General features: G+C 72.8%; 9 protein-coding genes. 5 read left to right on the forward strand and 4 right to left on the reverse strand.

Annotated features, from left to right (window positions below):
- Window positions 1-383: 383 nt before the first annotated feature.
- From AB0M28_RS25260 to AB0M28_RS25275, 4 genes are all read right to left on the reverse strand, one after another.
- Window positions 384-1793 (reverse strand): alpha/beta fold hydrolase, encoded by a 1410-nt coding sequence (locus AB0M28_RS25260; protein WP_365409195.1) that lies wholly within the window; start codon window positions 1791-1793, stop codon window positions 384-386.
- An 85-nt stretch (window positions 1794-1878) separates the two neighbouring features.
- Window positions 1879-2865 (reverse strand): amidohydrolase, encoded by a 987-nt coding sequence (locus AB0M28_RS25265; protein WP_365409198.1) that lies wholly within the window; start codon window positions 2863-2865, stop codon window positions 1879-1881.
- 281 nt (window positions 2866-3146) lie between these two features.
- On the reverse strand, window positions 3147-3452 hold the full coding sequence (locus AB0M28_RS25270; RefSeq protein ID WP_365409200.1) for a hypothetical protein: 306 nt from the start codon (window positions 3450-3452) through the stop codon (window positions 3147-3149).
- A 54-nt stretch (window positions 3453-3506) separates the two neighbouring features.
- On the reverse strand, window positions 3507-4448 hold the full coding sequence (locus AB0M28_RS25275) for a heme o synthase (protein WP_365409202.1): 942 nt from the start codon (window positions 4446-4448) through the stop codon (window positions 3507-3509).
- Window positions 4449-4746: 298 nt separating this feature from the next.
- Between AB0M28_RS25275 and tkt the strand changes: the two genes are divergently transcribed.
- The 5 genes from tkt (at window position 4747) to pgl (ending at window position 11499) form a co-directional block, all read left to right on the forward strand.
- Window positions 4747-6834 (forward strand): transketolase, encoded by a 2088-nt coding sequence (gene tkt / locus AB0M28_RS25280; RefSeq protein WP_365409205.1) that lies wholly within the window; start codon window positions 4747-4749, stop codon window positions 6832-6834.
- Window positions 6835-6868: 34 nt separating this feature from the next.
- Window positions 6869-7987, forward strand: a complete 1119-nt coding sequence (tal, locus tag AB0M28_RS25285; protein WP_365409208.1) for a transaldolase — start codon at window positions 6869-6871, stop codon at window positions 7985-7987.
- 5 nt (window positions 7988-7992) lie between these two features.
- A complete protein-coding gene (gene zwf / locus AB0M28_RS25290) occupies window positions 7993-9528 on the forward strand; it encodes a glucose-6-phosphate dehydrogenase (protein WP_365409211.1) in 1536 nt (511 codons plus the stop codon).
- Between the two features lie 124 nt (window positions 9529-9652).
- Window positions 9653-10717 (forward strand): glucose-6-phosphate dehydrogenase assembly protein OpcA, encoded by a 1065-nt coding sequence (gene opcA, locus AB0M28_RS25295; RefSeq protein ID WP_365409214.1) that lies wholly within the window; start codon window positions 9653-9655, stop codon window positions 10715-10717.
- On the forward strand, window positions 10714-11499 hold the full coding sequence (pgl, locus tag AB0M28_RS25300; protein WP_365409217.1) for a 6-phosphogluconolactonase: 786 nt from the start codon (window positions 10714-10716) through the stop codon (window positions 11497-11499). The genes opcA and pgl overlap by 4 nt, the downstream gene beginning before the upstream one ends.
- The last annotated feature ends 31 nt before the right edge of the window (window positions 11500-11530 follow it).

Consider the following 11530-nt stretch of genomic DNA (forward strand, 5'->3'; position numbering starts at 1 on the left):
CTCACGCCCTCTTGCCCAGACCCCTGCTCCCCAGGCCGGGGGCCCGGGGATGGGGGGGCCGGGGGTCCGGGTCCGGAGGTCCGGGGGTCCGGGCCCGGGGGTCCGGGAGGTCCGGGCCCGGGGGTCCGGGAGGTCCGGGTCCGGGGGTCCGGGAGGTCCAGGGGTCGGGGTCCGGGCGGACCAAGCCCGGCGCCGATCCGTACCCACCCCTCCCGCCCACCCCCAGCTCCCCGGGGGCCCGGGGGCGGAGCCCCTGGCGTCCGCCGGGGTGAAGGCCCGTCCGTGCTCACGCCTCGCCCCCAGTCCTCTACTCCCCGGGGTTCGGGGGCGAAGCCCCCCGGGTCCGGCGGGGCGGAGCCCCGGGGCGTGCCGCGTCGGGGCGGCTAGTTCTCCGACAGGAACGCGTACACCGCCTGTCTGCCCTCGTCGTCCACGGACCTGCTCTGTACGGAGTGCGCGGCTCCGCGCACGATGCGCACCTCCGCGTCCGGGATCAGCGCACGCTGCTGGTGCAGCCACTCCACCGGCGTGGACAGGTCCCGGTCGCCGCCGAGCAGCAGCACCGGCACGTCCGGCAGCTTCGCGTCGTCGGGCGGCGACGGCGGTACGGGCGTGCGCGGCCAGTCCAGACAGCTGAGCAGCGAGCCCGTGCCCTTGGCGGTCTCGGCGTCGTACGGGCCGTAGTCCGCGGGGGTGAGCGCGGCCACCGCCCGCTCCAGGGCCGCGCGGCGGCCCTCCGGCGGGGTGTCGCTGGTCCCCCAGGGGAAGTGGCCGTCCAGGCAGAGCGTGGCGGCGTGCAGCCCCTGGCTGAGGTCCGCGGCCCCGGCCGCGCCGCCCTTGCGCGTCCCGGCGATCAGCGCCTCGAGCCGGTCCGGGCGCTCCTGCGCGGACTCGTGCAGGGCCCCGATCGGCTCGGTGTAGTCGGGGTCGGTGAACTCGTACGTGGTGAGCATGTCCAGGACCTCGGCCCCGTTGCCGTAGCGCCGGACGGTCTCCCGGAGATCGGCAACCGGATCCGTACCGCAGCCGGCCGCCGCGCACGCGGCCTTCAGCACCCGGGCCGTGGCCTGCATGGGCACGAGCACCATCGTGTCGTAGTCCGAGTGCGGGACGACGGAGTCGAGCACCAGCCGGGCGACGCGGTCCGGGTGGGCCAGCGCGTAGTGCTGCGCGGTGTACGTGCCGTACGAGACGCCGTCCAGCGTCCACCGCTCCGCCCCCAGGGCGCGGCGCAGCAGGTCGAGGTCGGCGACGGTGTCGGCGGTGCTGTAGTAGCGGCGGTTCGCGCCGAGGGAGGCCGCGCAGTCGCGCACCGCGGCGCGGGACGGGGCGGTCAGGTCGGAGGAGCCCATCTGGCGCTGCAGGGCCGGGCAGTCCAGCGCCCGCGGCCCCGTGCCGCGCTGGTCCATCAGCACCAGCCGGTAGTCGTCGAGCACCGGCTCCATCAGCTCGCCGAGGCGTTCCGCGTACGGCACGGCGGGCTGGCCGGGGCCGCCGGTGAGGAACACCAGCACGCCTTTCGGGGCATCGGCGTTCTCCGTCATGGCCACGGCGAGGTCGAGCGAGCCCTTCGCCTTGCCGCGGTGGTCGAGCGGTACGCGCAGCGTGGCGCAGGCGAAGGACTTCGGCGCGGCGCAGTCCCGCGCCTCGCCGAGCGTCGGGGCGCCCGGGTCCGTCGTGGTCGGCGCCGGTGTGCGGGACGCCCGCTCCGGGTCCTCCGACTCGCACGCGCCGGCGGTGGCCAGCACCGCCGCCACCGCCGCCCCGGCCGCGTACCGCCAGACCGTCCGCATCAGGCTCCCCCTTCGCCGTCCCGGAAGCACCATGGTGCGGCGGCGCGCCGCCCCGGGACGAGCACCGTTCGGCAACGACCCGGCCTCACACGTGGTACACCCGGCGGGCCGTCCCGCCCGCCACGGCCGCGCACATCCGCTGCGCGTCGCCCCGCGAGCACAGGCCCTCGGCGGGCCAGCCGGTCTGCAGCCGGTCCAGGGCCGCCGCGAAGGCCCGGGCGGCGACGACGTACAGCTCGGGGAGCACAGCCGCGCCGGACGAGAACAGCAGCTTGCCGGCCGGGGCGAGGGAGAGCGTGGCGGCGGGGTCGGGGCCCGCGTCGGCGTACACGTGCGGGTGGACGGCGGCCAGCCGGGCCGCCGCCCGGTGGTGCGGTGCGGCGGGGATCAGGACCAGGTCGCCGCCCTGGCCCGCGGTGTGGTCCAGGAACGCCGCCACGTCGTCCGGGTGGCCGCCGTGCAGCTGTACGGGGAGGCCGCTGGCCAGTGCGCTCCACAGCAGGTGCCGTACGAGGACGGTGTCCGGGGCGCCGCCCTGGAGCAGCCGCGCGGCGGAGCGGCGGACCTCGACGAGGCCCGGCGAGCGGTGCGCCGAGCCCTCCGCGGCACGGGCCCCGCAGGCGAACGCGACGGCGGACTGGGCGGCGGAGTGGACGGCTTCGGCGGCGTCGCGCAGGAAGCCGGCCACGGTGCCCGTCGTCTTCGCGACGCGGGCGGCGAGGGTCTCCAGGCGGACGATCTCGTGGGAGCGGGCGGCGGGGTCGGCCGGTTCGCCGTCGACCAGGTAGACCTCGATGCCGGCGCCGCGCAGCAGCGTGCGGCTCGCCCGGTAGGCGCCCAGCTCGCGGCGGCGCGCCAAGTACTGCGCGGGCGGGCAGTGGGCCGGCAGGCCCAGGAGCGGGGGGCACCAGCGGCGTACGGCGCGGCCCAGGGGGCCGTCGAAGAACGTCACGCCCTGCGGGGCGGGGGCTCGCGCTCCCTCCGCGCTCGCCAGGTGGGTCTCGAATGTGCCCAGGCCGAGTTCGCCGGGGGTGATGCCTTGGCTGTGCGTGTCGATGAGGGCGGGCTCCACGCACTGCCTAACGCTGCGGCGGGCGCCTGGTTGCGTCCCGGGCCATGGTCGCGTCACGCTGCGGGGGCTCCGCCCCCGAGCCCCCGAATCGGCGCTGCGCGCCTCTGGCCTCAAACGCCGGCCAGGCTCCGTCGGCGCTGCGCGCCTCGGCCTCAAACGCCGGACGGGCTCGAATGGCGCTCCGCGCCTCGTCCTCAGGCGCCGGACGGGCTTGATCGGTGCTCCGCGCCCCGGCCTCGAACGCCGGACGGGCTTGATCCGCGCTGCCCGCGCCCGTGGGGTCAGAGCTGGATGCCCGCCATCCTGCGCCACTCGTACGGGCCCGTCTCGACCTTCGCCGCGAACTCGCCCGCGAAGTCGTCGTGCAACGTGAGGGACGCGCGCTCGGCCGCGGCCTTGGCGATGTCCATCGACGGGGCCACGAGGTCGCCCCAGGCGCCGTCCGTGCCGACCAGCACGATGCGCGCGCCCAGTTCGCCGAGGTACGCGATCTGGCCTTCCGCGCCGCCGTGCTTCGACGCGAACGCGGTGATCTGCTTGGCCAGCCGGCCCGTGATCTTGTCGCTCATACGGCCGATGCTACCCATGGGTAGAGCCCCCCACCAGCCTCACCGGATGTGACCCGGCACCCAGCGGCCGTCCTACCGGAGGAACGGATCCGCCGCGACCGCGAGGAACAGCAGCGACACGTACGTGATCGACCAGTGGAAGAGCCGCATCTCCTTGAGCTTCGCGCCCGTCAGCCCCTTCTTCGCCCGGGACTGCAGCGCGTACGCCTCACGCATCCAGTACGCGCCCACGACCACGGCCACCGCCGGGTAGAACCACCCGGTGTACCCCAGCGGCCACAGCAGCAGCGAGACGGCGACCATCACCCAGCTGTACAGAACGATCTGCCGCGCGACGACCTTGTTCGACGCGACCACCGGGAGCATGGGCACGCCCACCCGGGCGTAGTCGTCCTTCACCTTCATCGACAGCGGCCAGTAGTGCGGCGGCGTCCAGAAGAAGATAACGAGGAAGAGGATCAGGGACGCCCACGAGACCGAGTTCGTGACCGCGGACCACCCGATGAACACCGGCATGCAGCCCGCGATGCCGCCCCACACGATGTTCTGCGCGGTGCGGCGCTTGAGGATCATCGTGTAGCCGACGACGTAGAACAGGATCGCGAGCAGCGACAGGGCCGCCGACAGGGGGTTGACCAGGACCGCGAACCACACCGTCGAGACCACCGACAGCGTGAGCCCGAAGACGAGCCCCTCGCGCGGCGAGACGATCCCCGTGACCAGTGGGCGCTGCTCCGTGCGGTGCATCAGCGCGTCGATGTCGCGGTCGATGTACATGTTGAGCGCGTTCGCACCGCCGGCGGAGAGGTATCCGCCGAGACAGGTGGCGACGACCAGCCACAGGTCGGGCACGCCCTCGGCGGCCAGGAACATCACCGGAACGGTGGTGATCAGCAGCAGCTCGATGATGCGCGGCTTCGTCAGCGCGACGAATGCCATGAGACGGGCCCGGAACGGCCAGCGGGCGGGGGACGCCGCGAGCGCCCCGGCTGGTCGGGATTCGACGGCCGTCACGGACACCTCTTGATCAAGAAGGTTGCGAAGTTCAGTAGCCCAACTTTAGACGCTGCCGACAGGGCCGCCCTCCCGGGGGTCCCTCGTGTGTCGGACGGGGTACGCGCACCTGTTCGCGCAGGCCGCACACCCCCTGCTCATCCGAGCCCGCAATCCCCCACGGGAGCACGCCGTCTCGCCTGTCGAGAGGCGGACCATGCCTGTCACCGGCAGTCTGTAAGTGAGGGATAGGCTCGATGGTGCCCGGTGCGCACACGTTCACCGGCCTTCGACATGTGGAGAGGAGCCCTGAGCAAGGGTGAGCACGCAGCCGACCACCACAGCGCTCGAGTGGACCGACCTGGACGACCGGGCGGTCGACACGGTTCGCGTCCTGGCCATGGATGCCGTCCAGAAGGTGGGCAACGGCCACCCTGGTACGGCCATGAGCCTCGCCCCCGCCGCGTACACCCTCTTCCAGAAGGTGATGCGGCACGACCCCTCCGACCCGGACTGGGTGGGCCGCGACCGGTTCGTCCTCTCCGCCGGCCACTCCTCGCTGACGCTGTACATCCAGCTCTACCTGGCGGGTTACGGCCTGGAGCTGGACGATCTGAAGGCGTTCCGCACCTGGGGCTCGAAGACCCCGGGCCACCCGGAGTACGGCCACACCAAGGGCGTGGAGACCACCACCGGTCCGCTGGGCCAGGGCATCGCCAACGCCGTGGGCATGGCGATGGCCGCGCGCTACGAACGCGGTCTGTTCGACCCGGAGGCGCCCGCGGGCACCTCCCCGTTCGACCACGACATCTGGGTGATCGCCGGTGACGGCTGCCTCCAGGAGGGCATCTCGCACGAGGCGTCCTCGCTGGCCGGCCACCAGAAGCTGGGCAACCTGACCCTGCTGTGGGACGACAACCACATCTCGATCGAGGGCGACACCGAGACCGCCGTCTCCGAGGACACCCTCAAGCGGTACGAGGCGTACGGCTGGCACGTGCAGCGCGTGGAGCAGAAGCCGAACGGCGATCTGGACCCCGAGGCGCTGTTCCGCGCCTTCGAGGAGGCGCGGCGCGTCACCGACAAGCCGTCCTTCATCGCCGCCCGTTCGATCATCGCCTGGCCGGCCCCGAACGCCCAGAACACCGAGGCCGCGCACGGTTCCGCGCTGGGCGCGGAGGAGGTCGCCGCCACCAAGGTGGTGCTGGGCTTCGACCCGGAGCAGCACTTCGAGGTCGCCGACGAGGTACTGGCACACGCCCGCGAGGTCGGCGACCGGGGCCGCGAGGCCCGCGCCGAGTGGGAGAAGCGGTTCGCCGAGTGGCGCACCGCCAACCCGGAGCGCGCCGCCGAGTTCGACCGGATGCAGGCGGAGAAGCTGCCGGAGGGCTGGGAGGAGAAGCTGCCGTCCTTCCCCGCCGGCAAGGACGTCGCGACCCGCAAGGCGTCCGGCGAGGTGCTGAAGGCGCTCGGCCCGGTGATCCCCGAGCTGTGGGGCGGCTCCGCCGACCTGGCCGGCTCGAACAACACCACCATCGACGCGGACTCGTCCTTCCTGCCGGACGACAACCCGCTGCCGGGCGCCCGGAAGTACGGCCGCACGGTCCACAACGGCATCCGCGAGCACGCGATGGCCGCCGCCATGAACGGCATCACGCTGCACGGCCACACCCGGGTGTACGGCGGCACGTTCCTGGTGTTCTCCGACTACATGCGCAACGCGGTGCGGCTGTCGGCGCTGATGGCCCTGCCCGTGACGTACGTCTGGACGCACGACTCCATCGGCCTCGGCGAGGACGGCCCGACCCACCAGCCCATCGAGCACCTGCCGGCGCTGCGGGCCATCCCCGGTCTGAACGTCGTCCGCCCCGCGGACGCCAACGAGACGGTCATCGCCTGGCGCGAGATCCTGCGCCGCTACACCAGGGCGTACCCGAAGGGCAACCCGCACGGCCTGGCGCTGACCCGGCAGAACGTGCCGACGTACGAGCCGAACGAGGACGCCGCCAAGGGCGGGTACGTGCTCTTCGAGGCGGACGGCGGTACTCCCGAGGTCATCCTCATCGGCACCGGCTCCGAGGTGCAGCTCGCCGTCGAGGCGCGCGAGCAGCTGCAGGCCGCGGGCATCCCGACCCGGGTCGTGTCGATGCCGTGCGTGGAGTGGTTCGAGGAGCAGGACCAGGCGTACAAGGACTCCGTCCTGCCCCCGTCGGTGAAGGCCCGCGTGGCCGTCGAGGCGGCCGTCGGACTCACCTGGCAGAAGTACGTCGGGGACGCCGGGCGCATCGTCTCGCTGGAGCACTTCGGCGCGTCCGCCGACTACAAGGTCCTGTACCGCGAGTACGGCCTGACGGGCGACGCCGTTGCCGCCGCCGCCCGGGAATCTCTGGAAGCCGCCGGTCGCTGAGGCGTACGTACAAGGAAATCAGGAGCTGAATCCCATGACAGACGCACTGAAGCGCCTCTCCGACGAAGGCGTCGCGATCTGGCTGGACGACCTGTCCCGTAAGCGGATCACGTCCGGCAACCTCGCCGAGCTGATCGACGACAGCCACGTCGTCGGTGTCACCACCAACCCGTCGATCTTCCAGAAGGCCATCTCCTCCGGCGACGGCTACGACGAGCAGCTGGCGGACCTCGCCGCCCGCGGCGTCACCGTCGACGAGGCCCTGCGCATGATCACCACGGCGGACGTCCGCGACGCCGCCGACATCCTGCGCCCGGTCTTCGACGCCACCGACGGCCAGGACGGCCGGGTCTCCATCGAGGTGGACCCGCGCCTGGCGCACAACACGACCGCCACCATCGCCGAGGCCAAGCAGCTGGCCTGGCTGGTGGACCGGCCCAACACCCTGATCAAGATCCCGGCGACCAGGGCGGGCCTGCCGGCCATCACCGAGGTGATCGGCAAGGGCATCAGCGTCAACGTCACGCTGATCTTCTCGCTGGAGCGCTACCGCGAGGTGATGGACGCCTACCTCTCCGGCCTGGAGAAGGCCAAGGCGGCCGGTCTGGAGCTGGGGAAGATCCACTCCGTGGCCTCGTTCTTCGTCTCCCGCGTGGACACCGAGGTCGACAAGCGCCTCGACGCGCTGGGCACGGACGACGCCAAGGCGCTGCGCGGCAAGGCCGCCGTCGCCAACGCACGGCTGGCCTACCAGGCGTTCGAGGAGGTCTTCTCCTCCGACCGCTGGGCGGAGCTGGAGAAGGCCGGCGCCAACAAGCAGCGCCCGCTGTGGGCGTCGACCGGCGTGAAGGACCCGGCGTACAAGGACACCCTGTACGTCGACGACCTGGTCGCCCCCGGCACCGTCAACACCATGCCGGAGGCCACCCTCGACGCCACCGCCGACCACGGCGCGATCACCGGCGACACCGTCCGCGGCGCCTACAAGGAGGCCAAGGCCGACCTCGACGCGCTGGCCGCGCTCGGCATCTCGTACGACGACGTCGTGCAGCTGCTCGAGGACGAGGGCGTGGAGAAGTTCGAGGCGTCCTGGACCGACCTGGTGAAGTCGACGCAGGCGGAGCTCGATCGCCGCGCCCCGAAGGAGGCGTGAGCCCGGTGACCGAACCGACGGGTGTGGCGGCGAACCCGCTGCGCGACCCGCAGGACCGGCGGCTCCCGCGCATCGCGGGGCCGTCCGGCCTGGTCATCTTCGGCGTCACGGGCGACCTCTCCCGCAAGAAGCTGATGCCGGCGGTGTACGACCTCGCCAACCGGGGTCTGCTGCCGCCGGGTTTCTCCCTCGTCGGCTTCGCCCGGCGCGAGTGGGAGAACGAGGACTTCGCCCAGGTCGTGCACGACGCGGTCAAGGAGCACGCCCGCACCCCCTTCCGGGAGGAGGTGTGGCACCAGCTGTCGGAGGGCTTCCGGTTCGTCCAGGGCGACTTCGACGACGACGAGGCCTTCGACCGGCTGCGCCAGACCATCGAGGCGCTCGACAAGGAGCGGGGCACGGGCGGCAACTTCGCCTTCTACCTCTCCGTACCGCCGAAGTTCTTCCCCCTGGTGCTGCAGCAGCTGCAGGAGCACGGGCTGTCGGACTCCTCCGGCCACGGCTGGCGGCGGGCTGTCGTCGAGAAGCCGTTCGGGCACGACCTGAAGAGCGCCCAGGACCTCAACAAGATCGTCCACCAGGTCTTCGAGCGTGACGCGGTCTTCCGGATCGACCACTACCTCGGCAAGGAGACCGTCCAGAACATCCTGGCGCTGCGCTTCGCCAACACGATGTTCGAGCCGCTGTGGAACCGGTCGTACGTCGACCATGTGCAGATCACGATGGCCGAGGACATCGGCATCGGCGGCCGTGCCGGCTACTACGACGGTATCGGCGCGGCGCGCGACGTGATCCAGAACCATCTGCTGCAGCTGCTGGCGCTGACGGCCATGGAGGAGCCCACCTCCTTCCACCCCAAGGCGCTGGTGGCGGAGAAGCTGAAGGTCCTCAACGCGGTGCGGCTGCCGGAGGACCTCGGCAAGCACACCGTCTTCGGCCAGTACGCGGCCGGCTGGCAGGGCGGCGAGCAGGTACCCGGTTATCTGGAGGAGGAGGGCACCGACCCCGACTCCGTGACCGACACCTACGCCGCGCTGAAGCTGGAGATCAACACCCGCCGCTGGGCGGGCGTGCCGTTCTACCTCCGTACGGGCAAGCGGCTCGGACGCCGGGTGACGGAGATCGCGGTGGTCTTCCAGCGCGCCCCGCACTCCCCGTTCGACGCCTACGACACCGCGGAGCTGGGTCAGAACGCCCTGGTCATCCGGGTGCAGCCGGACGAGGGCGTGACGATCCGGTTCGGTTCGAAGGTGCCGGGCACCTCGATGGAGATCCGGGACGTGACGATGGACTTCGCGTACGGCGAGTCCTTCACGGAGTCGAGCCCCGAGGCGTACGAGCGGCTGATCCTCGACGTGCTGCTCGGCGACGCGAACCTCTTCCCGCGGCACCAGGAGGTGGAGCGCTCCTGGGAGATCCTCGACCCGGTCGAGGAGTACTGGTCCAAGCGCAAGCCCGAGCCGTACACGGCGGGCACGTGGGGCCCGAAGGCGGCGGACGAGATGCTCGCGAGAGACGGACGGAGCTGGCGTCGGCCATGACTGCGTTCCTCCGGGGGACAACCCCCGGGCCCCCGGCCGCAAAGGCGGGCCCACCGAACCCGGGCCCGCCAGGCGGCGAGGCGATACTGAAGAACCCGAGCAACGGACGGAGCGGGCGGCGGCCATGAACATCGATCTGACGGACACCACGTCGAGCCAGATCAACTCGGCGCTGGTCAAGGCCCGCAGGGCCACCGGCATGCCGGCGGTGGGCATGGTGCTGACCCTCGTCATCGTCACCGACGAGGGCAACCACTACGACGCGCTGAAGGCCGCCGCGGAGGCGTCCAAGGAGCACCCGTCGCGCATCCTGGTCGTCATCCGGCGGCCCGGGCGCACGCCGCGCAACCGGCACACCGCACGGCTGGACGCCGAGGTGCGGGTCGGCTCGGAGTCGGACACCGGTGAGACGGTGCTGCTGCGGCTGCACGGCGAGCTGGCGGGCCACGCGGAGAGCGTGGTGCTGCCGCTGCTGCTGCCGGACGCGCCCGTCGTCGTCTGGTGGCCGGAGGACGCCCCCGAGGTGCCCTCGGAGGACCTCCTCGGGGTGCTGGCCCAGCGCCGGATCACCGACGCGGCGGCCACCGAGGACCCGGTCGCCTCGCTGGGGCTGCGGGCCCGGACGTACGCGCCCGGGGACACGGACCTGGCCTGGACGCGCGTCACGGGCTGGCGCAGTGTGCTGGCCGCCGCGCTGGACCAGCGGCACTCGACGATCAGGTCGGCGGTGGTGGAGGGCGAGGCGTACAACCCCTCGACCGAGCTGCTGGCGATGTGGCTGGCCGACCGGCTGAAGGTGCCGGTGGAGCGTTCGGTCTCCCCCGGCCCAGGCATCACGGCCGTACGTCTGCACACGGCGGACGGCACGGTGTGCCTGGACCGGCCGGACGGCGCGCTCGCGAAGCTGGAGGTGCCGGGTCAGCCGGAGCGCCATGTGGCGCTGAAGCGGCGGACGACGGCGGAGCTGGTCGCGGAGGAGCTGCGGCGGCTGGACCCGGACGAGGCGTACCACCACGCCGTGTCGTACGGCACGGACCGGCTGGGCGCCCCGGGCTCCGCCGCCGAGGAGGAGCCCGCGCCGTCCGCCAAGGCCGCGCCCGCGAAGAAGGCCGCGGCGAAAAAGACCTCGGCGGCCCGCAAGACGGCCGCGCGCAAGGTCGTGACGCGGAAGGTGACGAAGTCCAAGTGACCGCACCGCAGATCGTCGTGCACCGCGACAAGGAGCTGATGGCCCAGGCCGCGGCGGCCCGGCTGATCACGAGGATCGTCGACGCGCAGGCGGCCCGGGGCTCGGCCTCGGTCGTGCTCACCGGCGGGCGCAACGGCAACGGGCTGCTCGCGGCCCTCGCCGCGGCGCCCGCCCGGGACGCGGTCGACTGGTCCCGGCTGGACCTGTGGTGGGGCGACGAGCGCTTCCTCCCCGAGGGGAACCCGGAGCGCAACGTCACCCAGGCCCGTGAGGCGCTGCTGGACGCGGTACCGCTGGACCCGGCGCGGGTCCACGCGATGCCCGCGTCGGGCGGCGGTGACTGGGGCTCCGACGCGGACGCGGCCGCCGCCGCGTACGCCGCGGAACTCGCCGCCGCGGCGCGGCCGGAGGACCACGGGCCGGTGCCGTCGTTCGACGTGCTGCTGCTGGGCGTGGGCCCCGACACGCACGTCGCCTCGCTGTTCCCGGAGCACCCCGGGGTCCGCGAGACCGACCGCGCGGTGGTGGGCGTGCACGGCGCCCCCAAGCCCCCGCCCACCCGGGTCTCGCTCACCCTGCCCGCCATCCGCGCGGCCCGCGAGGTCTGGCTGCTGGCGGCGGGCGCGGACAAGGCGAAGGCCGTGACGATAGCGCTGTCCGGCGCGGGCGAGATCCAGGCCCCGGCGGCGGGCGCGCGCGGGCGCTCCCGCACGCTGTGGCTGCTCGACCGCGCGGCCGCGGCGGGGCTGCCGCCGCAGCTGTATCCGCCGGCTTCGGCGTAACCACGGGTGAGGGGCCGCGAGTCGACGACTC

Origin of the sequence: Streptomyces sp. NPDC051940, from assembly GCF_040680895.1 — a bacterium.
Lineage (GTDB): Bacteria > Actinomycetota > Actinomycetes > Streptomycetales > Streptomycetaceae > Streptomyces.

Coding starts and splice junctions, on each gene's coding strand:
- AB0M28_RS25260 (WP_365409195.1), bottom strand. CDS start 1,793: ATGCGGACGGTCTGGCGGTACGCGGCCGGGGCGGCGGTGGCGGCGGTG.
- AB0M28_RS25270 (WP_365409200.1), bottom strand. CDS start 3,452: ATGGGTAGCATCGGCCGTATGAGCGACAAGATCACGGGCCGGCTGGCC.
- opcA (WP_365409214.1), top strand. CDS start 9,653: ATGAACATCGATCTGACGGACACCACGTCGAGCCAGATCAACTCGGCG.
- tal (WP_365409208.1), top strand. CDS start 6,869: ATGACAGACGCACTGAAGCGCCTCTCCGACGAAGGCGTCGCGATCTGG.